The organism is Streptomyces pimonensis (assembly GCF_041380215.1).
Taxonomy (GTDB): domain Bacteria; phylum Actinomycetota; class Actinomycetes; order Streptomycetales; family Streptomycetaceae; genus Streptomyces; species Streptomyces pimonensis.
In genome coordinates, this window is record NZ_JAHWZY010000003.1 from 79,699 (window position 1) to 100,366 (window position 20,668).

Consider the following 20,668-nt stretch of genomic DNA (forward strand, 5'->3'; position numbering starts at 1 on the left):
CGGACGGAGCCCGGCAGACGCTCACGCGCCCCAGCCGGCCTGCTCCCCGCCGACCCGCTCGGCCACGATCCTCTCGGCCCATCCGGACCGCCGGTAGGCGGAGACGGGGTCGGGGTCCAGTCCCATCTCCTCCCGCACCTCGCGCAGCAGCGGACGCACGTCCGTGTTGTACGCGTCCATCAGCACGGCGTTCGCCTCGAGCACGTCCCCCGAGGCCTGCGCCTCGCCCAGCGCCGCCCGGTCGACCAGCAGCGCCTTGGCCGTGGCCTCCTGGACGTTCATGACGGAACGGATGATCGCCGGGATCTTCGCCTCGACGTTGTGGCACTGGTCGAGCATGAACGCCACGTCGGAAGTGAACCCGCCCCCGCGGATCACCTCGTACATGATCCGGAACAGCTGGAACGGGTCGGCGGCGCCGACCATCAGGTCGTCGTCGGCGTAGAACCGCGAGTTGAAGTCGAACGCGCCGAGCTTGTCCTCCCGCAGCAGCGTCGCCACGATGAACTCGATGTTGGTGCCCGGAGCGTGGTGGCCGGTGTCGACGACGACCTGTGCCTTCGGGCCGAGCTTGAGGCAGTGCGCGTAGGCGGTGCCCCAGTCCGGCACGTCCGTCGTGTAGAACGCCGGCTCGAAGAACTTGTACTCCAGCAGCATCCGCTGGTCGTCACCGAGCCGCTCGTACACCTCGGCGAGCCCTTCGGCGAGCCGGTCCTGCCGCGCCCGGATGTCGTCCTGGCCGGGGTAGTTCGTCCCGTCGGCGAACCACAGCTTCAGGTCCTTGGAGCCGGTCGCGTCCATGATGTCGACGCACTCCAGCAGGTGGTCGACGGCCTTCCTGCGCACCGCCGGGTCCGGGGCGCAGATGCTGCCGAGCTTGTAGTCGTCGTCCTGGAAGGTGTTGGAGTTGATCGCCCCGAGCTTCACCCCGCGGTCCTCGGCGTGCCCGGCCAGCGCCGCGTAGTCCTCGACCTTGTCCCACGGGATGTGCAGTGCCACGGTCGGTGCGACACCCGTGAACGCGTGCACCTGGGCGGCGTCGTCCAGCTTCTCCTGCGGGGTGCGGGGGACGCCCTGCTGCGCGAACACCTTGAACCGGGTCCCCGAGTTCCCGTACGCCCAGGACGGCGTCTCCACGGCCTGTGTCTTGAGAGCGGCTTTCACCGCGGCGAGCTCGGTCACGACAGGGCTCCTGTGACATCGGGTCGTAACGACCACTGAATGAAACGATTCAGAACGGGAAGCTATGGGTCTCCGGAAGGGGTGTCAACCCCTGTGGCGAAGACCGTCCTCCGTGACCAGGCCGAGACCTGAAGGTGTCGAAAGTTTTTCGATCAGGACCCATTGACGTGACATGCGTCTCGCGCCTAACGTCCCGGCAACCCAGTTGAAACCTTTCACGATGTCGCGAGGGCTTTCCCGCCGACGTCGTCGAGGAGCCCTTATGACCCACCCGTCCGACACGGGTCCGGCCCCGGTCCTCGCGCTGAAGGGCATCTCCAAGTCCTTCGGCGCGGTCCGCGCCCTGCGGGACGTCTCCCTGGAGCTGTTCCCCGGGGAGGTGCACGCCCTCGCCGGCGAGAATGGAGCCGGCAAGTCGACACTCATCAAGACGCTCGCCGGGGTGCACCGCCCGGACGCCGGCCAGGTGCTGCTCGACGGCGCCCCCGTCGTCTTCCACGGCCCCGGTGACGCCCGCGACGCCGGCATCGCCGTGATCTACCAGGAGCCCACGCTCTTCCCCGACCTGTCGATCGCCGAGAACATCTTCATGGGCCGACAGCCCCGGCGGGCGCTCGGCCGGATCGACCACCGGGCCACCCACGACGCGACCGCCGCCCTGATGAAGCGGCTCGGAGTCGAGCTCGACCCGGACCGCCCGGCCCGCGGTCTGTCCATCGCCGACCAGCAGATCGTCGAGATCGCCAAGGCGCTCTCCTTCGACGCCCGCGTCCTGATCATGGACGAGCCCACCGCCGCCCTCACCGGCAGCGAGGTCGCCCGTCTCTTCGGCGTCGTGCGCACCCTGCGCGAACAGGGCGCCGCGGTGCTGTTCATCTCCCACCGGCTGGAGGAGATCTTCGAGATCTGCCGGCGGGTCACCACGCTGCGCGACGGCGCCTGGGTCTGCAGCGAGCCGCTGGCGGGCATGACCGAGGACGACCTGGTCCGCCGCATGGTCGGCCGCGACATCGAGGAGCTCTACCCCAAGCAGGAGGTGGCGCCGGGCGAGATCGCCCTGAGCGTGCGCCGGCTGACCCGTGAGGGCGTCTTCACCGACGTCTCCTTCGACGTGCGGCGCGGTGAGATCGTCGGCCTGGCCGGACTCGTCGGCGCCGGGCGCACCGAGGTCGCCCGCGCCGTGTTCGGCGTCGACCGCTGGGACGCCGGCGAGGTGGAGGTCGACGGGCGCAGGCTCACCAGCGGCGCCCCGTCCACCGCCATGGCCGCGGGCCTCGCCCTGGTACCCGAGGACCGTCGCGCCCAAGGCCTGGTGATGGACATGTCCATCGAGCGGAACATCGGCCTCACCGGACTCCGCACGACCGTGAAGGCCGGCCTGATGGACCGCGGCGCCGAACGCAGCCGCTCCCTCGACTGGGCCGTCAAGCTCCAGGTCAAGTACGCCAGGATCGCCGACACGGTGAACACCCTGTCCGGCGGCAACCAGCAGAAGGTCGTCCTCGCCAAGTGGCTCGCCACCGGGCCGAAGGTGCTGATCGTCGACGAGCCCACCCGCGGCATCGACGTCGGCACCAAGGCCGAGGTGCACCGGCTGCTGTCCCAGCTCGCCGCCGACGGTGTCGCCGTCCTGATGATCTCCTCCGACCTGCCCGAGATCCTCGGCATGGCCGACCGCGTGCTGGTGATGCACGAGGGCCGGCTCACCGCCGAGATCCCCCGCACCGACGCCACCGAGGAGAACGTGATGGCCGCAGCCACGGGGAGGGCCGCCGCATGACGGTCGCCGCTCCCGAAGAAGCCCCCGTCGCCGGGGCGCCGAAGGCCGGCGCCACCCGGCTGGTGGACCGCGTCTTCAAGATGCGCGAACTCGCCATCCTCGTCGTCCTCCTGGTGATGATCGCCGTCACCCAGGCCGGCAACAGCGAGTTCCTGTCCGAACAGGGCATCAAGGACCTGCTGCTGAACGCGACCATCCTGGTCCTGGTCGCCACCGGCCAGTCCCTGGTCGTCATCACCCGCAACGTCGACCTGTCCGTCGGCTCCACCCTCGGCATCAGCGCCTTCGCCGCCGGTCTCCACCTCCAGGACGGCGGGCACCCGGTCGTCGCCGTCGCGCTCGCCGTCCTGCTCGGCATCGGCTTCGGACTGCTCAACGGCCTGCTCGTCAGCCTCGGTCAGGTCCCCGCGCTCGTCGTCACCCTCGGCACGATGTACATCATCCGCGGCATCGACTCCATCTGGGTCGGCTCCCGCCAGATCACCGCCGCCGATCTTCCCGGCGGGTTCGTCGACTTCGGCTCCGGCGGCGTCTCGGCGGTGCCGTACCTGGCGCTCATCGCGCTCGCGGTGCTCGTGGCGACGGCGTACTACCTCAAGCACTTCGGCGGCGGACGCGAACTGTACGCGCTCGGCTCCAACCCGGAGGCCGCCCGGCTCGCCGGCATCCCCGTCCGCAAGCGGATCCTCGCCGTGTACACCTTCTGCGGCGCCCTCGCCGGCCTCGCGGGCGCCATGTACCTGGCCCGGTTCGGCAACGTCGACTCCGGCACCGGAAGCGGCTACGAACTCACCGTCGTCAGCGCGGTCGTGGTCGGCGGCGTGATCTTCACCGGCGGCTCCGGCAGCGTCTACGGCGCGGCGCTCGGCGCGCTGCTGCTGACCTCCGTCAACAGTGTGCTGCCCGCCCTCGGCGTCAGCTCCGTGTGGGTGCTCGCCATCAACGGCATCCTGCTCGTCCTCGCCATCGCGGTCGACCGGCTCGTCGCGCTGCGCGTGGCCTCCGCCCTGAAGAAGAGGAACGCCCGCCATGCCTGAGTCCCTGACGCGTGCGAGCCGCCGGTCCGCCTCGTTGAGGTGGGACACGGCCGTCGGCGCCCTGCTCGTCGTGGTCCTGCTGCTGTCCTTCACCACCGTCGACGGCTTCGGCAACGCGCTCAACCTGTCGTTCCTCATCGGCAACACCCTGCCGCTCGCGCTCATCGCCCTGCCCATGACCCTGCTCGTGGTCTCCGGCGAGATCGACCTGTCCGTGGCCTCCACGGCCGGTCTGTCCGGCGCGGTGATGGGCGCCCTGTGGAACCAGGGCATGGCCATCGAGACGATCATCCCGATCTGCCTCGTTATCGGCGTCGTCTGCGGCCTGGTCAACGGCCTGCTGGTGACCCGCCTCGGGCTGCCGTCCCTCGCCGTCACCATCGGCACGCTGGCCGCCTACCGGGGCATCGCGCAGATCGTGCTCGGCTCCGACGCGGTGACCGACTTCCCCGCCCCGTACCTGGACTTCGCCGCCGGACGCATCGGCGACACGTTCGTCCCGTACGCCCTGCCGCCCTTCCTGGTGCTGCTCGCCGTCGCCGTCGTCGCCCTGCACGCCACCCCGTTCGGCCGGTCGCTGTTCGCGATCGGCGCGAGCGAGGAGGCGGCCCGCTTCGCCGGCATCCGCGTCAAGCGGCAGAAGCTGGTCCTGTTCACCCTGACCGGTCTGATGGCCGCCCTCACCGGCGTCTTCTGGGCGTTGCACTACGCCAGCGCCCGTTACGACAACGCCACCGGCCTCGAACTCTCCGTCGTGGCGGCCGTACTGCTCGGCGGCATCGACTTCGACGGCGGCAAGGGCACCCTGGGCGGCGCGATCGCCGGTGTGTTCCTGCTCGGCGCGCTGCAGAACGTGATGAGCCTCCAGGACGTCTCCGCGCAGTCGCAGATCGTGGTCACGGGCGTGCTGCTGGTGCTCTCCGTGCTCGGACCGCGTGTCGCCCGGCTGATCGCCGTCGCGAGGGCCGGACGCCGGGCAGCCGCGTCACCACCGGCCGCCAAGGCCCCCGCTCCCACCCCCTGAACCCTTCTCGCCCTCCAAGGAACCCACCATGCGCAAGGCATCCATCCGCCGCACCTGGGCGGCCCTCGTCGCCGTCACCTCGCTCTCCCTGGCCGCCACCGCCTGCGGCGGCACCACCAAGGAGGACGTGAGGAACGAGGGCGGCTCGGCGGTCTCGGCCGGCAAGGCCGACCCCGACGCGGCCACCAAGAAGGGCCTGACCGTCGGCTTCCTGCCCAAGCAGGTCAACAACCCCTACTTCACCACCGCCGACAAGGGCGGCGAGAAGGCCGTCAGGGAACTGGGCTCCACCTACAAGGAGGTCGGCCCCTCCAGCGCCACCGACACCGCCGGCCAGGTCTCCTACGTCAACACCCTGACCCAGCAGCAGGTCGACGCCATGGCCGTCTCCGCACAGGACCCCGGCGCCCTGTGCACCGCGCTCAAGCAGGCGATGAGGAACGGCATCAAGGTCGTCACCTACGACTCGGACACCACCGCCGACTGCCGCCACGCCTTCATCTCGCAGGCCAGCGGCGAGGACCTGGGCCGCACCGAGGTGCAGCTGCTCGCCGAGCAGATCGACTACAAGGGCGAGATCGCGATCCTGTCCGCCGCGCAGACCGCGACGAACCAGAACGCCTGGATCGAGTTCATGAAGGACGAGCTCGAGGACCCCAAGTACAAGGACATCAAGCTGGTCGAGGTCGCCTACGGCAACGACGACGCCCAGCAGTCCTTCCAGCAGACCCAGGGCCTGCTCCAGGAGCACCCGAACCTGAAGGGGATCATCTCCCCGACCACCGTGGGCATCAAGGCCGCCGCCCAGTACCTGTCCGGCTCCAAGTACAAGGGCAAGGTCAAGCTGACCGGCCTCGGCACCCCCAACGACATGCGCAAGTACGTCAAGAACGGCACCGTCGAGGCGTTCGAGCTCTGGGACCCGGCCAAGCTCGGCGAGCTGGCCGCCCGCACCGCCGTCGCCCTGGCCTCCGGCCAGATCACCGGCAAGGAGGGCGAGACCTTCGAGGCCGGCGCGCTGGGCGAGTACACCATCGGCAAGGACGGTGTGATCAACCTCGGCAAGCCCACCGTCTTCAACGCCGAGAACATCGACCAGTTCGACTTCTGATCCCGTTCTGGTCCCGACCGTCCCTGGAGGAGCGGTACTTCATGCAACGCGTCTGTTTCCTGCTCAAGGTCCGACAGGACCGGATCGCCGAGTACCGCGAACGCCACGCCGCCGTGTGGCCCGAGATGCGCGAGGCGCTCTCGGCCACCGGCTGGCACAACTACTCCCTCTTCCTGCGTGACGACGGTCTCCTCGTCGGCTACCTGGAGACCGAGGACTTCGAGGCGGCCAGGGCCGGCATGGAGGCCACCGAGGTCAACGGCCGCTGGCAGGCCGAGATGTCCCCCTTCTTCGAGTCCCTCGACGGCTCCCGGCCGGACGAGGCGATGAAACCACTGACCGAGGTCTTCCACCTCGCCTGACGACGGAGCCCGCGATGGGACGACGCACTCCTCTGGCCGGCGCACTCCTCGGCACCGCGGCGGCCCCCGCCCTCCCCGCGGCCGTATCGCCGCCGCCTCCGCGGCCCCCGACACACCGACCGGAAGCCGCTGTACGACGGCGCCGGACCGAACGCCTTCGGCGAGGCGGTGATCGACGAGACCCGCGCCGCCCGGGACGGGGTGCTGCCGGTCATGTACCGGGAGAAGTCCACCGGTACGACACCCTCGCCCCTGTGCGTGGCCGACGTCAGGCCGCCCGTCCGTGACCGCTCAGGGGCGGTGCTGCCGGTAGTGTGATGGCCCGCCGCGCCGCCCCCTCTCCCTGGAGGTCCCTGCCCGATGGCCCAGTCGGTGGGTATCAAGGACGTCGCCCGCGTCGCCGGAGTGTCCGTCGGCACGGTCTCCAACGTGATCAACCGCCCGGACACGGTCGCCGCCGAGACCCGGGCGCGGGTGCTGTCCGCCATAGACCGGCTCGGCTACGTCCGCAGCGAGTCCGCCCGTCAGCTGCGGGCCGGCCGCAGCCGCATCATGGGCCTGCTCGTCCTCGACATGGGCAACCCCTTCTTCGTCGACGTCGCGCGCGGTGCCGAACGCGCCGCGCGCGAGGCCGGGCTCGGCGTGATGGTCTGCAACAGCGCCCAGGACCCGGGTGAGGAGGCGGAGTACCTCTCCCTCTTCGCCGAGCAGCGGGTGCGGGGCGTGCTGCTCACCCCGGCGGACGCCACCGGCCGCAACATCGAGGCGTTCCGCCGGCACGGCATCCCCTTCGTGCTGGTCGACCGGGTCGCCGAGGGAACCACCGAGTGCTCGGTCTCCGTGGACGACGTGGCGGGTGGCGCACTGGCCGTGCGGCACCTCGTCGACGCCGGGCACCGTTCCATCGCGTACGTCTGCGGCCCGCCCGGGCTGAACCAGGTCCGGGACCGCCGCACCGGCGCCCTGAACGCCCTCGCCGAGGCCGGACTGGGCCCCGACCGTCTGCGCGAACTGCCCACCGAGCGGCTCGACGTCGCCGCCGGGCGCGACGCGGGCGCCCGCCTCCTCGGACTCGCCGACCGGCCCACCGCCGTCTTCTGCGCCAACGACCTGCTCGCCCTCGGCGTGCTCCAGGCGATGTACGCGGCCGGCGTCGGCGTCCCCGACGACCTCGCGATCGTCGGCTACGACGACATCGAGTTCGCCGCCGCGGCGGCCGTGCCGCTCACCTCGGTGCGGCAGCCCGCGGTCACCATGGGCGCCCTGGCGGCCGAGCTGCTGCTGGAGGAGACCGGGAGCGGTGGCGCCGCCGCACCGCACGAGCACCGCCGGGTCGTCCTGCGCCCGGAACTGGTGGTCCGGCGCTCCAGCCTGGCGGCCCGTTGACGGACGGTCGGCAGGAATTCCGTGATCCCGGGCTCGTTGGCCGGACGAACATGTGCTGAACTGGGTCACGGCCCGACAATCCTTTCGTCCCTGGAGCCCCGTTGTCCGTCAGTTACCGCCAGCCCGGAGTGGTCCTCACCGACCGCCGGTTCACCGTGCCCCTCGACCACGACGACCCCTCGGGGGAGACGATCGAGCTGTACGCGCGTGAGGTCGTCGCCGGCGACAAGGCCGGCCAGGACCTGCCCTGGCTGCTCTACCTCCAGGGCGGCCCCGGTTTCGGGGCGAACCGTTTCGTGGGGAAGCCCGCCTGGCTCGGCCGCGCCCTCGAGGAGTACCGCGTCCTCCTCCTCGACCAGCGCGGCACCGGCCACTCCACCCCCGCCAACCGGCAGACGCTCCCGCTGCGCGGCGGCCCCGCCGAACAGGCCGACTACCTCACCCGCTTCCGCGGTGACTCGATCGTGCGGGACTGCGAGGCCGTCCGTCCCGAGGTGACCGGCGGCGCCCCCTGGACCGTGCTCGGCCAGAGCTTCGGCGGCTTCTGCACCGTCACCTACCTGTCCCTGGCGCCCGAGGGCCTGGACACCGCGCTCGTCACCGGCGGCCTGCCCTCGCTCGACGCGCACGCCGACGACGTCTACCGGGCCGCCTACCCGCGCGTCGAACGCAAGGTCGCCGCGCACTACGCCCGTTACCCGCAGGACGTCGAACGCGCACGCCGTATCGCCGACCACCTCCTGACCCACGAGGTCGTCCTCCCGAACGGCTACCGGTTCACCGTCGAGGCGTTCCAGTCCCTCGGCCGGATGCTCGGCGGCGGCGACGGCAGCCACCGGCTGCACCACATCCTGGAGGACGCGTTCGTCCGCACCCCGGGTGGGCCCGCGCTCTCCGACGCCTTCCAGGAGCAGGCGCAGGGCCTGCTGTCGTTCGCCGGCCATCCGCTGTACGCGCTCGTCCACGAGGCGATCTACGGCCAGGACGCCCGGCCCACCGCCTGGTCCGCCGAACGCGTGCGGGCCGAGTTCCCGCGGTTCGACGCGGCCAAGACGCTCGCCGGCGACGAGCCGCTGCTGTTCACCGGAGAGACCATCCACCCCTGGATGTTCGACTGCGACCCCGCGCTGCGCCCGCTGCGCGAGACCGCCGAACTGCTCGCCGCGCGCACCGACTGGACACCCCTGTACGACCCGGCGCGCCTCGCCGCCAACGAGGTCCCGGTCGCGGCGGCCGTCTACCACGACGACATGTACGTCGACACCGCCCACTCCCTGCGCACGGCCCGCGCGATCCGCGGCCTGCGCACCTGGGTCACCGACGAGTTCGAGCACGACGGAGTCCGGGCCGGCGGCCCCCGCGTCCTGGACCGGCTGCTCGCCCTGGCGCGCGACGAGGTGTGAGCCGGGAACCGGGCGGGATGCCGGTGCGGCGGGTTAGTCTGCGGTCATGACCGAGCCGACGATCAGTCAACTCCCGCCCTTACCCGACGACTGGCAGCGTGCCCTGGCCGTGGTGGCCCACCCGGACGACCTCGAGTACGGCTGCGCGGCGGCGATCGCCTCCTGGACCGACGCCGGCCGTGAGGTCTCCTACGTCCTGGCGACCCGCGGCGAGGCGGGCATCGACACCCTGGAGCCGGCGAAGTGCGGCCCGCTCAGGGAGCGGGAGCAGCGGGCGAGCGCGGCCGTGGTCGGCGTGTCGGAGGTCCGCTTCCTCGACCACCCGGACGGGGTCGTCGAGTACGGCCCCGTGCTGCGCCGGGACATCGCCGCCGAGATCCGCCGGTACCGGCCCGAGCTGGTGATCACCCTGAACCACCGGGACACCTGGGGCGGCACCTACTGGAACACCCCGGACCACCTGGCCGTCGGGCGGGCCACGCTCGACGCGGCCGGTGACGCCGGCAACCGGTGGATCTTCCCGGAACTGACCGAGCGGGGCCTGGAACCCTGGGACGGCGTCCGCTGGGTGGCGGTCGCGGGTTCCAGCACCCCCACGCACGCCGTGGACGCGTCGGCCGGGCTGGAGCGTGCGGTCGCCTCGCTGCTCGAACACCGGACCTACATCGAGGCGTTGACCGACGAGGACCCGGAGGAGTACGCGCGCGGGTTCCTGACGGGGAACGCCGAGGAGGCGGGCAAGCGGTTCGGCGGCCGGCCGGCGGTCTCCTTCGAGCTGTTCCCCCGGTGAGCCGCGTGGTCGGCGACGAGGAACTGCTGGCGGAGCGCTTCGAGGAGCACCGCGGGCATCTCAAGGCGGTCGCCTACCGCATGCTCGGCTCGCTGACCGAGGCGGAGGACGCCGTCCAGGAGGCCTGGCTGAGGCTGGGCCGCACCGGCACCGGGGACATCGGCAACCTCGGCGGCTGGCTGACCACCGTGACCGGCCGGATCTGTCTGGACCTGCTGCGTTCACGCGCCGCGCGCCGCGAGCAGCCGATGGACGAGACGTTCGTCCCGGACCCGGTGATCGGGCCTCTCTCCCAGGCGGACCCGGAACAGGAGGCGCTGCACACCGACTCGGTGGGCGTGGCGATGCTGGTGGTGCTGGAGACGCTGGAGCCCGACGAGCGACTGGCGTTCGTCCTGCACGACATGTTCGCCGTGCCGTTCGACGACATCGCCCCGGTCGTGGAGCGCAGCCCGGCCACGACCCGCCAGCTCGCCAGCCGGGCCCGTCGCCGGGTACGGGAGGCGACCCCCTCCTCCGAGCCCGACCTCGGCCGGCAGAAGCGGGTGCTCGAAGCGTTCATGGCCGCCGCGCGCGGCGGTGACTTCGAGGCTCTGGTCGCCGTCCTCCACCCGGACGTGGTGCTGCGGGCGGACGCGGGCGCACTGGTCCGCGGCGTGGCCGGGTCGAGGACCCTCCGCGGCGCGAGGACGGTGGCCGAGTCGGCGCTCATGTTCGCGCGGTACACCGCGATGGCCCGGACGGTCCTGGTCAACGACGCGCTGGGTCTGCTCAGCGTGGTGGACGGCCGCGTCCACTCGGTCATGTCGGTCACCGTCGCCGACGGCCGGATCACCGGCATGTACATCCTGTCCGACCCCGACCGCCTTCAGCGCTTGGAGGCACCGAGGAACTGACCTCCGCGATCCGAGGGCAGTCGTGCCTCCCTCAGCGCCTCAAGGGCCGGGAAGTGCCCCAGGGCGGCACGGGTGGGCCGGGGGCATCGCTTTCGGGCAGGCACCCCGCACGCGCCGGGCTGCGCGCCTCACCCCGACAGGACCCGGGCTCCGCCTGGACTCGCGCCGTGGGCCGACGCTCCGGGCGCAGTCGCAGACCCTCCGGCGTGAGCTGCTCCGAACCCGGTTTCCTCCATGGATCCGCGCCGTTGTCAGTGGGGTCCGACAGGTTGGCCGTGCCGGCTGTGACCCTGTGATTGCGGTAGGGGGCGGGTCCGGGGTGATGCGCGTCTGCGAGGTCCTTGCTCGTGCGCAACGGTGCCTTGCAGGAGCGCCGGGTCCACCGGCGGGCGCCGGCCGCGCAGGAGCGGCGGGTCCTGGCCGCGCTCGTGGAGGATTCCGAGTCCGGCCCCGTCCTCGATGCGTGGCCGGACACCCGGCTCACCGTGCGCGGCGGGCCGGCCTTCACCGCGGGGGGCCGCCTGGAGTGGCCGCGCGGCTCGGAACCGGTCCGCGAGCAGATGCGCGACCTGTGCGCACGCGCCCTGCTGGGCGTCCTCACGTCCCGGAGGTCCTGGTGAGGATCACGTCGCCCGGTTGGCGCACACCCCGATCTTCGATAGGTTAGGCAAGGCTTACCTAAGAGGAGGTTCGGGGATGGCTGACGACACGCACGGCTGGACGGCCGCGCCCGGTGCGGCGGAGCGGGCCCGCTCGGTGCTCGCCGCCGCATGGTCCTGCGCGGTGACCGCGGAGGGCGCCCGGGAGGAGCTCGTCGGCGCGCACGGCGTGACCGACGACGGACGGGTGCTGCTGCACGTGCCCGAGGACAGCGCCCTGATCGCCGCCGCGATCTGCGCGCCCCGCGGCGAGCCGTCCGCCGTACTGGAGTTCGCCGACGTGGCACCCGTCCCCGTGCGCGATCGCATCCGTGCCCGGCTGTGGCTGGCCGGCTGGTTCGCCGCGCGGGACGGACACCTCGTCCTCCAGCCCACGCGCGTGGTGCTCCGGCAGCCGTCCGGCGCCCTGGTCGTCGACGTCGACGAGTTCGGCGCCGCCGCCCCCGACCCGCTGGCCGCCGCCGAGGCCCGGCTGCTGACCCACCTCGCCGACTGCCACGCCGACGCGGTCGAACGGCTGACCCGACTGGTCGACCACGGCAGCCTGCACGGGGCGGTCCGCGTCCAGCCGCTCGCCGTCGACCGGCACGGACTGACCCTGCGCATCGAACGCCTCCGCACGAGCGGTGACGTACGCCTGCCGTTCCACGCGCCCGCCGACGACGTCTCCCAGCTCACCGAGCGCATGCACGTGCTGCTCGCCCAGGCGAGCGCCGCCTCCTGCCCCCGTGCGCTGCAGCGGCAGCGCACGGACGGCGACGGATGACGCGCAGGCCCCGCGGTGTCCGGGCGTCTCCGGCCGAGTACGTCACCGGGGGCGGGGGGATGCGCCACGGCGCTTCCGGCGCAGCCGCTCCCACAGCCTGGTGAGCCGCGGCAGCCGCTCGCGCTGCGCCTGCGAGTGCCGGTCGAGTTCCTCGAACAGCCGGCGCGTGCGGTGCTCGGTGTCCATCTCGTCGAGGATGCGGTTGACCTCGGTCAGCACGGCGCCCAGCAACTGCCACTGGCGCGCGTCGCGCCGGGCCTCCTCGAAGAGCAGCCGGGCCAGCTTGTCGCGAGTGGCGGCCGCCTGCCGCAGCTGGGAGGAGAGCCGTTCCTCCGCCGACTCTGCGTTCGCGCTCACGCTCGTGGTCACCAGCACCGCGAAGCTGACCACGGCGTCCGCGATCTCGGACAGCAACTGCTCGAAGGCGGCGCCCGTCTCCGGCTCGAACAGCCGTTCCGGATCGCGCGCCTTGGCCAGGTCGGTCAGCGTGCGCGCCAGCACCCGCAGCACCACCGTGCAGATCTCCAGCGTGTCCAGGCCGGTGCGCAGCACCACCCGGTGCAGCAGGCCCTCGCGCACCCGCGGATTGAGCCGCAGGCTGTCCTCCGCCTGCCGGAGATCCGCGTCGACCTGGGTGATGTCGTGGTCCAGGCGGCGGGCCTCGTGCAGCCGGGCTGCCGCGCGGTGCGGGGGCGTACGGCCCGCCGCCTCCTCGCCGATCCGCAGCATCAGCTGCCGCACCCGGCGCGCCAGCTCCTCGATCGACTCGCCGGCCTCCTCCACCCACACGGGCGGGGCGAGCAGGAGGTTGAACCCCATCCCGACGAGCGCCCCGATCAGCGTCTCCACGATCCGGGCCCAGGCGGTGTCCCCGTGCGTGGTCACGCCGAGCACCAGCATCGCGCTGATCGCCACCTCGGGCACGAACTCGTTCACCCGCACCAGATGGCCGACGATCAGCGACGCCAGGATGAGCAGGCCCAGACTCCACCAGGTCAGACCCACCAGGAGGCTGAAGAGGATCGCCACGACGACGCCGGTCACCACGGAGTTCACCCGGCGCATCCCGGTGGTGAGCGTGGAGTACAGGGTGACCTGGACGACGAGCAGCGCCGTCAGCGGCGCGGTGAGCGGCGCGGCCTCCGGACTCAGCCGCAGCGCGATGACATAGGAGAGCGTAGCCGCAGCGGTCGACCTCACCATCTGCACGGTCACCGGGTCCCGGTGCCGCTTGACGAACTCGAAGGCAGGCGCGGTCATCTCACGTACCACTTGCATCCTCGGACGGTTCCCCTTCCCCGGACGCATCGAACGTGTTCACCTGCGACGACAGCCCCCCGGCGGAGGACGGGCCGTTCCTACAGCTTGTCGAGGAAGGCGAACAGGTTGCCCCTGGTGCGGGCGATCTGTTCCTCCAGGGTGAGGCTCTCCTCGAAGCGGGCGCCGGTCTCCGGGACCTTCCTGCCGCGCAGGTAGAGGGAGCAGGCGAGGTCGGTGCACATGTAGGCGCCGACCGAGTTGCCCTCACGGCCGGCCGGGCCCGACTTGCGCGCCGTCATCAGGGCGACGCCGCCGCGCGGATGGGTCGTCAGGCACAGGGAGCACATGCTGCGGTGCAGGAAGCCGCGCTGGGCGGGCTGGAAGCGCATGGCCACCCCGACGAGGCGGTCCTCCCGCTCGGTGACGAGATAGCTGCGGTCGGGTGCGCCGGGATCGCGCCAGCCCAGGAAGTCGAGGTCGTTCCAGGGGCGCTCGCCCAGGTCGCGCGGTACGGCCAGCCGCTTGGCCTCACCCTTCGAGCAGTTGACGAACGAACCGCGGATGTCCTGCTCGGTGAGTGTTCTCATGGGGGGCTTCTCCCGGCGTGCTCTTTCGAAACCTAGGGGGTCTAGGTTTCTGGGCCAGGCTAGATATCCGGCCTCGGGGGGAGCCAACGATTTTCCCGGGGCGTGCCCGTCTGCACCGCCTCCGAGGTCGCCACCGCGGTCGAGGGGATGGTGCGGCACGCCACCGAGATGAAGACCCAGGGCAATTACGTCGACTCGCGCGACCAGTCGGAAATCGGCTCCGGCCCGACCCGGCTCCTGGGCCACGACCTGCTGCCCCGCATCGAGCAGACCCGAACGCATTCCCATGGGCGGCTGGGCCGGCCCCCGGCTCGGCTCCCGCTTCCTGCCGTCCGTGCACCGGCACGCTCCGTCGTGGCGCTGCGCCACCCGGCCGGGAAGGTGACGATCGGACCGGGCCGGCTCGGCCCCGACGCGGTCACCGTCGGTGCCGCGGTCCTGCCGATCGCCGACTTCCTCGCCCGTGGCGGCCGCCGCCCCGACCCGGACCCGCAGCCCCGCCGCCCGCCTGGCACACGGCCCTCCGGGAACACGCCCCGCACCAGGAACACCCGTGCGAGCCCCGCGAGCCGGCCCGGACCGGCGGTGCCCGCCCCCCTGCCCGGCACGGGGTCACGCGGGAACGCGCCCCGCGTCGGGGCGGCCCCGCCCGGACCGGCAGGAAGGCACCGCCGACGGGAACCGGTCCGAGCCGGAGGACGGACCCCGGGTCCGTCCGCGCGGCCCGGTCAGGCGGACGACTCGTCCGGCACCGGCTGCTGCGGGTTGTCGGACGCCGAGTGCGGGGCGCCCTTCCGCCCCGTGCCGGCCTCGTCCGTGTCGGGGACGTCGGGCTCCGGCTCCTCCGGCTCGTCGGCCTCGTCCTCGCTCTTCCGCTCCGCGGCGCCCGGCGCGACCTCCCAGGGGTCCTCGCCGGCGCCGGCCTGCTGATCCGGCAGGTCACGGGGGACGCCCGCGCCGTTCTCGCCGGGCCCTTCGAGGCGGTGGTCGGTCACGGCACTCTCCCTTCGTTCGTGCGCTGACTCTCGCGGATACCTCCGCGAGGACGGGTGAAACCCGGTGCTCGGCCGACCTCGCGGTCCCGCACCGGTTCCGTGTCCTCCCCGGCGCCCTGCCCCCTGCTCGGCAGAGGCCCCTCCACCACCTGCGTCGCCGTGTGCTCCGGCCGCCGGCCGGGCTCCAGGCGCGCACGCGTGCGGTCCGTGACGAGATCGGGCCGGTCCGAGGCCAGGTCCACCGCCGGCCACTCGGCCCTCGGGGCGGCAGGCCGGGGATCCGCCGTGCCAGGCCCGGTACGGAACCGATCTCCGGTTCCTGCGGGAGGACCCGCACCACGCTGGTCCCGACATTGCCGGTGGCACCCGTGACGACGACCCTCGTGCCTGCTGCGCTGCTCACCTTCCCGCTCTCCTCGGCCGCCTGCTCCGCGGAACGGGCCGAGTACCCCTCGGACGGAGGCGTGCACGCCCGTCGGACGTCCCGGAGCGGGCGGCCGCCCCGCCACGTCCTGTCCGGAGCCGGGCGACGCCGGGTGACGGCAGGAGAAAGCCCCGACCGCGACGGGGGAATCACGGCCGGGGCGGCTCGGTGGTGGGCGCGGACGGCGGTCGCCTCTCGGCGAAGGGCACCACAGGGCTTCAGTCGAACGATCGTCCCTGTGGGCGAATGGTGAGGCCCGGGGACACTGTCCCATCCGCACCCACGGTCGGTTCAACGGAGAACCGCCTGCGGGTGTTCCGCGCCCGGCCGCTCGTGGGCGTGACGTGTGTCACCGGTCCCGGGCGCCGCCGTCGAGTTCGGCCCAGAGGTTCTCGGCCTGGAGCACCAGCGTGCCCAGGACGGCCGTCCGCGTGGCGCCCCGTCCGGCCTGTTCGCGCAGCCCGTCCTGGAGTTTCTCGTGCAGGTCCCGCATCACCGCCTCGGTCCGTTCGTCCAGGAGGGCGTCCGCGCGCGTGCCCGGGTCCAGCAGCCGGTCGGCCTCCGCGTGGCAGGCGTCGCCGATCAGCTCCAGCAGTTCCCCGTAGCAGCCCAGTACCGCCGGGTCCGGCGCGGCGGGCGTACGGTCCTCGTCGGCGGCCACCGCGAGTGTGCGGGTCAGCGCCGTGACATGTCCGGTGACGCGGCTGAACCGCTCGTCCTCGTCCTCCGGGGGCAGCGCCTCCGTCGGTGCCCGGTGCAGGGCACGCAGGACGTCCGAGGTCAGCCGCAGGCTCTCCCTGCTCCAGCTGCGGGCCGAGCGCAGCGCCTCCAGGCGGTTCTGCAGCCGCGTCGCGGCGTCGAGCCGGCCCGCGGCGGTCTGCGCGTCCCACTCGCCCCCGCGCAGATCCCCGGCGACCGCGTGCAGCACGTCACCCGCCTCGCGGGCGAGCGCCGCCAGGTTCTCCCGTACGTCCCGCAGATGGACCGGCGGCAGGATCAGCGCGTTGACGGCGATGCCGATGACCGCGCCGAGCGCCGCCTGTCCCAGCCGGTGCCCGACGGCGGCCGCGCTCACCGTTCCCGTGGCGATCGTGAAGACGGCCGTGGTGGCGGCGTAGATGCCCTGGTCGCCGAAGCGCGGCCAGTTCGACAGCAGCACCAGCACCGGCACGGACAGTGCCAGGGCGCCCGTGGTGTCGCCGGTGACCGCCTGCGCACCCGATGCCACGAGGGCTCCCACGCAGATCGCCGTGAACTGCCGAGCCCCCTGCACCAGCGAGCTGTACACGGTGGCCTGCACCAGGACCAGCGCCACCCAGGGCGCCATCAGCGCCATCGGGTCGCCGAGCCACACCTGTGCCAGCAGCCAGGCCAGCAGGGCCGCCCCGGCGGCCTTCAGCGACTGGACGAACAGGTCCCGCTCCCGCCCGGGGCCCCGCCACACGGCCCGCGCCGCCCGGCCGACGGATTGCGCGTCCCACCGCACGGCCTCCCGCACCCGCGCCACCAGGGCCATCCGACCCCCGGCGTCACCCTGACCGCTCTCTTCCCTCACACGTGACATGCCCCGCGGGTATCCCGGCCTCGGGGGATCTCATGCCAGGGGACCGTCCGACAGCGATGCCAGGAGGTGCGCCGGGTCGTCGTAGACCGCGTCCGCGCCGGCCTCCTCCAGGTCGGCGCGCGGGATGCCGCCGCACAGCACGCCCACGCAGCGCACACCGGCACGGCCGCCCGCCCGCATGTCCCACACCGTGTCACCGACGAACACCGCCCGTTCCGCGGGCACCCCGGCCAGCTCCAGGGCGTGCTCGACGGGCTCCGGAGCGGGCTTGCCCTCCGCCACGTCGTCGGCGCTCGCCGTCGCGGCGATCACCTCGTCCGCGTCGATCGCCCGGCGCAGCGCGCTCAGCTCGGCGCCGCCCGCCGAGGTGGCGAGCACCACCGTCCAGCCGTTCCGGTGCAGCCGCTTCAGCAGCCGGCCGGCGTCCGGCAGCGCGGGCAGGCGGTCGAAGTACTGTCCGTACAGCGCCTTGTGCGCCGCGCTCAGCTCCTCGTCCCGGCCGGTGTCCCGGTCCTCGCCCAGCAGGTGGGCGAGCAGGTCGGAGGAGGCCAGCCCCACGGCCCGGTGGACGGCGTGCATCGGCACCCGGTGACCCGCCTGCCGGAGGGCCTCCCACCAGGCGGTCACATGCAGGTGGTTGGTGTCGACCAGAGTGCCGTCGACGTCGAACACGGCCGCCCGTTCCATACGCGGTCCCTTCTCGTCCTCTCGCGGGCGGTACGGGTACCACCTCGGCCGCCCGCCACTCCGGGGGACACCGTCCGTGTCGCCGGTCCGTCCGCGGACCGGGCGGTGGCCGTCCGGCCCGGCTGCCGCCCTCCCGGACGGTGCCGGTCCCCGCGAACCCCTCGTCCGCGTCGAGCCGCGGCCGTCGGCCGGCCCGCCCGGCTCCGGGGGTGCGCGGGCCGTGGTACGGCCGTACGGCGGACGCGGGGGTTGGCCCTCACGTGTGCGGGTACTGCGGTGCCTCGCACCCGACCGCCGACGGCCAGGAGGCCCGTATGTCCGTCCCCACCACTCCGAGCAGCAGGGTTGCCGTGATCACCGGCGCGGACTCCGGGATCGGCCGGGCCACCGCCGTACGCCTGGCCGCCGCGGGAATGGACGTGGGCATCACCTGGCACAGCGACCGCGAGGGCGCCGAGGAGACGGCGCGGGAGTGCCGGGCGCACGGGCGGCGGGCCGAGGTGGCGCCGTTGGACCTCACCCGGCTGCCCGCCGCCGCGGGCACCGTCGACGAACTGTGCGAGCGCCTGGGCCGCGTCGACGTCCTGGTCAACAACGCCGGTACGGGCACGATGACGCCCTTCCTCGACCTGGAGCTGTCGAAGGTGCGCGAGGTCCTCGACGTCGATCTGATCGGCCCGTTCCTGTGCGGGCAGAAGGCGGCACGGCACATGATCCGGCAGGGCGACGGGGGCCGCATCGTCAACGTGACGTCCGTGCACGAGCACCAGCCCCGCGTGGGCGCCGCGCCGTACTGCGCCGCCAAGGGCGGTCTCGGGCTGCTCACCCAGGTGATGGCGCTGGAGCTCGCCGAGCACGGCATCACCGTCAACGCGGTCGCCCCCGGTGAGATCGCCACGCCCATGACCGGCCAGGAGGACACCGACCCGCGCACCGAGAGCCGCCCCGGCGTCCCCCTGGGACGGCCCGGCGACGCCCGCGAGGTCGCCGCGGTCATCGCCTTCCTCGCCGGGCCCGACGCCTCGTACGTCACCGGCGCCTCCTGGAGCGTGGACGGCGGAATGCTCCGGATGGGTCCGCAGGCCGGGTCGCACCTGACGGGCGACGACTGGCGCCGGCCCTGAACGGCGGCGCGCCCGCCCGCCGCGTCCGCGCCGTTCGCGCTCTACCCTCGAGGCATGACCGAAAGCGCGAGCCCTTACATGTCGCATCCGCGGATCATGGTGCTCGGGGTACAGCCCGGGACTCCGCCGTTCCGGATCGTGGAGATCGACGGTCAGGTGGTCGGCGAGGCGAAGACCGTCACCGACGTGCTGCACGCCGCCGCCGCGTTCGGGATCACCGTTCACGACCTGGACGACCCGGACGTGGTCCGTTGGGTGGGCGGCGACAAGTTCACCTGGACCCCGCACGGCGCCCCACGCGCCGGCGGGCGGCCCTGACCCCCGGAGCCGCGCCCTCTGGGGTCAGGCCCTCGGGCGGCGCGCGTGCACGGCCCGGCTCAGGCGGCGGCCCAGGAGCAGGTAACCGAGCAGCGCCCCGCTGGTGTTCAGGATGACGTCGTCGATGTCGAAGGCGCGTCCGGTCACCAGGGTGCCCTGCGCGAACTCCACCAGCAGCATCACGACGGCCGTCAGCACCAGCACCCGCAGGAATCCGCGCGTGCGCGGTGCGACGACCGGCGCGAGCACGCCGAAGGGCACGCCGAGCAGGATGTTTCCGCCGACCTGACGCACGGCGTCCCGCAGCGCGGGCTGGTCCAGATAGGCTCTCAGCGAGCGGCCCGGACGCAGATTGGTGTGGGTCAGCGCCTCCGAGGCGGGGGAGGGGTACAGGGTGAGCCGGGCCAGGACCGCGGCGAAGGCGACCATGAACACGAAGGCGCACAGCATCGCCAGCAACCGCGGGAGCAACGGCAGCGGGCGCCGCCCCGGACCGCCCTCCGCGGTGCCGTGCGCGGACGGTCGCGGACGCCGTGGGAGCAGGGAGCGCGGACGCGGGACGGCGCGGGCCATTCTGTCCTCCAGTTGTCAACTTCCGTAGGTCGTAAGCCGGTTGCTCTCGGCCTTGTGGGTCAGTCGCCGTAGCTGACCCGCACCTCCACGAAGCCCAGGGAACGCAGCAGCCCCTCGAGCATCTCCGTGGTGTTGGTCTCGGCCCGAGCGGTGAGGCCGCTCTCCTGCGCCGCGTCACCGATGTGCCGCACGGCGAGCTTCTGCACGGCCTGTTCGCTGTTGGGATTGTCCGAGAAGAGGTCGCCGAGCCGGTCGAACAGCCCGCGCTGCTTGGACACGGCGTAGGAGCGCTCGGGGTCCAGGGCGGGCTTGCCCAGACGGGCGTGGGGCAGCCGCAGCGTGGCGGACGTACGGTCCTCGTCGACCCGTACGTCGTCCTCGTCCAGCTTCCCGAGGTCGACGTAGGCGTCGACGGTGCCCGCGCCCACGTACAGCGTGCGGCTGCCGCGGACGGCGTCCGGCAGGAACTTCGCGTCCTTCTCCAGGTCCACCACCACCTGGAAGTTGCCCGAGGCGGCGTCGTAACGGCTGATGTCCTGGATGGACTCCAGCAGCGCGGGCCCGGAGCGGTCCTCGGTCTCCGTGCCGAACACGTCCTTCAGGCCCGGCAGCAGGCTCAGCCGGATCCCGGCGAACAGCACGACGAGCAACAGCACCACCGCGCCGAGCGCCTTCACCCACCCGGGCGAGCGCGCGATCGGTCCCTTCACGGGAGTCGTCATGGCGACGGCCCTCCTTCC

General features: G+C 72.7%; 22 protein-coding genes and 3 pseudogenes. 16 read left to right on the top strand and 9 right to left on the bottom strand.

Annotated elements, in window-relative coordinates:
- Positions 1-21: 21 nt before the first annotated feature.
- On the bottom strand, positions 22-1,182 hold the full coding sequence (rhaI, locus tag KYY02_RS04485) for an L-rhamnose isomerase (RefSeq protein ID WP_371236103.1): 1,161 nt from the start codon (positions 1,180-1,182) through the stop codon (positions 22-24).
- A gap of 262 nt (positions 1,183-1,444) precedes the next feature.
- Here rhaI and KYY02_RS04490 point away from each other — a divergent pair, with 262 nt between their 5' ends.
- The 12 genes from KYY02_RS04490 (at position 1,445) to KYY02_RS04545 (ending at position 12,396) form a co-directional block, all read left to right on the top strand.
- Complete coding sequence (locus KYY02_RS04490; RefSeq protein ID WP_371236104.1) at positions 1,445-2,962, top strand: sugar ABC transporter ATP-binding protein; 1,518 nt, start codon at positions 1,445-1,447, stop codon at positions 2,960-2,962.
- Entirely contained in the window at positions 2,959-3,999 is a 1,041-nt protein-coding gene (locus tag KYY02_RS04495) for an ABC transporter permease (RefSeq protein WP_371236105.1), read from the top strand. Before KYY02_RS04490 ends, KYY02_RS04495 begins: the two co-directional genes overlap by 4 nt.
- The gene (locus tag KYY02_RS04500; RefSeq protein ID WP_371236106.1) at positions 3,992-5,023 is read left to right on the top strand and encodes an ABC transporter permease; all 1,032 of its coding nucleotides are present in this window, start codon (positions 3,992-3,994) and stop codon (positions 5,021-5,023) included. The genes KYY02_RS04495 and KYY02_RS04500 overlap by 8 nt, the downstream gene beginning before the upstream one ends.
- A gap of 28 nt (positions 5,024-5,051) precedes the next feature.
- Positions 5,052-6,134 (top strand): rhamnose ABC transporter substrate-binding protein, encoded by a 1,083-nt coding sequence (rhaS, locus tag KYY02_RS04505; RefSeq protein WP_371236107.1) that lies wholly within the window; start codon positions 5,052-5,054, stop codon positions 6,132-6,134.
- 41 nt (positions 6,135-6,175) lie between these two features.
- The gene (locus KYY02_RS04510; RefSeq protein WP_159537448.1) at positions 6,176-6,496 is read left to right on the top strand and encodes an L-rhamnose mutarotase; all 321 of its coding nucleotides are present in this window, start codon (positions 6,176-6,178) and stop codon (positions 6,494-6,496) included.
- 168 nt (positions 6,497-6,664) lie between these two features.
- Positions 6,665-6,814 (top strand): hypothetical protein, encoded by a 150-nt coding sequence (locus KYY02_RS04515; RefSeq protein WP_371236108.1) that lies wholly within the window; start codon positions 6,665-6,667, stop codon positions 6,812-6,814.
- A 42-nt stretch (positions 6,815-6,856) separates the two neighbouring features.
- Positions 6,857-7,882 (top strand): LacI family DNA-binding transcriptional regulator, encoded by a 1,026-nt coding sequence (locus tag KYY02_RS04520; RefSeq protein ID WP_371236109.1) that lies wholly within the window; start codon positions 6,857-6,859, stop codon positions 7,880-7,882.
- Between the two features lie 101 nt (positions 7,883-7,983).
- Positions 7,984-9,285 (top strand): alpha/beta fold hydrolase, encoded by a 1,302-nt coding sequence (locus KYY02_RS04525; RefSeq protein ID WP_371236110.1) that lies wholly within the window; start codon positions 7,984-7,986, stop codon positions 9,283-9,285.
- 46 nt (positions 9,286-9,331) lie between these two features.
- Positions 9,332-10,075: a PIG-L deacetylase family protein gene (locus KYY02_RS04530; RefSeq protein WP_371236111.1), complete on the top strand. Its 744-nt coding sequence runs from the start codon at positions 9,332-9,334 to the stop codon at positions 10,073-10,075.
- Between the two features lie 5 nt (positions 10,076-10,080).
- Complete coding sequence (gene sigJ, locus KYY02_RS04535; RefSeq protein WP_371236279.1) at positions 10,081-10,971, top strand: RNA polymerase sigma factor SigJ; 891 nt, start codon at positions 10,081-10,083, stop codon at positions 10,969-10,971.
- Between the two features lie 347 nt (positions 10,972-11,318).
- On the top strand, positions 11,319-11,591 hold the full coding sequence (locus KYY02_RS04540; protein WP_371236112.1) for a hypothetical protein: 273 nt from the start codon (positions 11,319-11,321) through the stop codon (positions 11,589-11,591).
- Positions 11,592-11,667: 76 nt separating this feature from the next.
- Positions 11,668-12,396, top strand: coding sequence for a DUF2470 domain-containing protein (locus tag KYY02_RS04545; protein WP_371236113.1), 729 nt, complete (start codon positions 11,668-11,670; stop codon positions 12,394-12,396).
- Between the two features lie 42 nt (positions 12,397-12,438).
- Here KYY02_RS04545 and KYY02_RS04550 read toward each other — a convergent pair whose 3' ends face one another.
- Both KYY02_RS04550 and KYY02_RS04555 read right to left on the bottom strand, forming a co-directional pair.
- Positions 12,439-13,674: an aromatic acid exporter family protein gene (locus KYY02_RS04550; protein WP_371236114.1), complete on the bottom strand. Its 1,236-nt coding sequence runs from the start codon at positions 13,672-13,674 to the stop codon at positions 12,439-12,441.
- 80 nt (positions 13,675-13,754) lie between these two features.
- Positions 13,755-14,243, bottom strand: coding sequence for an FBP domain-containing protein (locus KYY02_RS04555; protein ID WP_371236115.1), 489 nt, complete (start codon positions 14,241-14,243; stop codon positions 13,755-13,757).
- Between the two features lie 147 nt (positions 14,244-14,390).
- On the opposite strand from KYY02_RS04555, the pseudogene KYY02_RS04560 reads away from it, so the two are divergent.
- Together KYY02_RS04560 and KYY02_RS04565 are read left to right on the top strand one after the other, a co-directional pair.
- Positions 14,391-14,465 (top strand): annotated as a pseudogene (locus tag KYY02_RS04560) (hypothetical protein); the annotation flags it as partial.
- A gap of 46 nt (positions 14,466-14,511) precedes the next feature.
- Positions 14,512-14,782, top strand: a pseudogene (locus KYY02_RS04565) (sugar kinase); the annotation flags it as partial.
- A 189-nt stretch (positions 14,783-14,971) separates the two neighbouring features.
- Here the strand turns inward: KYY02_RS04565 and KYY02_RS04570 are convergent.
- From KYY02_RS04570 to KYY02_RS04585, 4 genes and pseudogenes are all read right to left on the bottom strand, one after another.
- Positions 14,972-15,238 (bottom strand): hypothetical protein, encoded by a 267-nt coding sequence (locus KYY02_RS04570; protein WP_371236116.1) that lies wholly within the window; start codon positions 15,236-15,238, stop codon positions 14,972-14,974.
- Between the two features lie 203 nt (positions 15,239-15,441).
- Positions 15,442-15,641: pseudogene (locus tag KYY02_RS04575) on the bottom strand (NAD-dependent epimerase); the annotation flags it as partial.
- Positions 15,642-16,011: 370 nt separating this feature from the next.
- Positions 16,012-17,178, bottom strand: a complete 1,167-nt coding sequence (locus KYY02_RS04580; RefSeq protein WP_371236280.1) for an FUSC family protein — start codon at positions 17,176-17,178, stop codon at positions 16,012-16,014.
- A 78-nt stretch (positions 17,179-17,256) separates the two neighbouring features.
- Complete coding sequence (locus KYY02_RS04585; protein WP_371236117.1) at positions 17,257-17,913, bottom strand: HAD family hydrolase; 657 nt, start codon at positions 17,911-17,913, stop codon at positions 17,257-17,259.
- Positions 17,914-18,227: 314 nt separating this feature from the next.
- On the opposite strand from KYY02_RS04585, the gene KYY02_RS04590 reads away from it, so the two are divergent.
- Positions 18,228-19,037: an SDR family oxidoreductase gene (locus KYY02_RS04590; protein ID WP_371236118.1), complete on the top strand. Its 810-nt coding sequence runs from the start codon at positions 18,228-18,230 to the stop codon at positions 19,035-19,037.
- A 54-nt stretch (positions 19,038-19,091) separates the two neighbouring features.
- A complete protein-coding gene (locus KYY02_RS04595) occupies positions 19,092-19,355 on the top strand; it encodes a hypothetical protein (protein WP_371236119.1) in 264 nt (87 codons plus the stop codon).
- A 24-nt stretch (positions 19,356-19,379) separates the two neighbouring features.
- On the opposite strand, the gene KYY02_RS04600 is transcribed toward KYY02_RS04595, so the two are convergent.
- A complete protein-coding gene (locus KYY02_RS04600) occupies positions 19,380-19,928 on the bottom strand; it encodes a VanZ family protein (RefSeq protein WP_371236120.1) in 549 nt (182 codons plus the stop codon).
- A 59-nt stretch (positions 19,929-19,987) separates the two neighbouring features.
- Positions 19,988-20,650: a DUF4230 domain-containing protein gene (locus tag KYY02_RS04605; RefSeq protein ID WP_371236121.1), complete on the bottom strand. Its 663-nt coding sequence runs from the start codon at positions 20,648-20,650 to the stop codon at positions 19,988-19,990.
- Between the last annotated feature and the right edge of the window lie 18 nt (positions 20,651-20,668).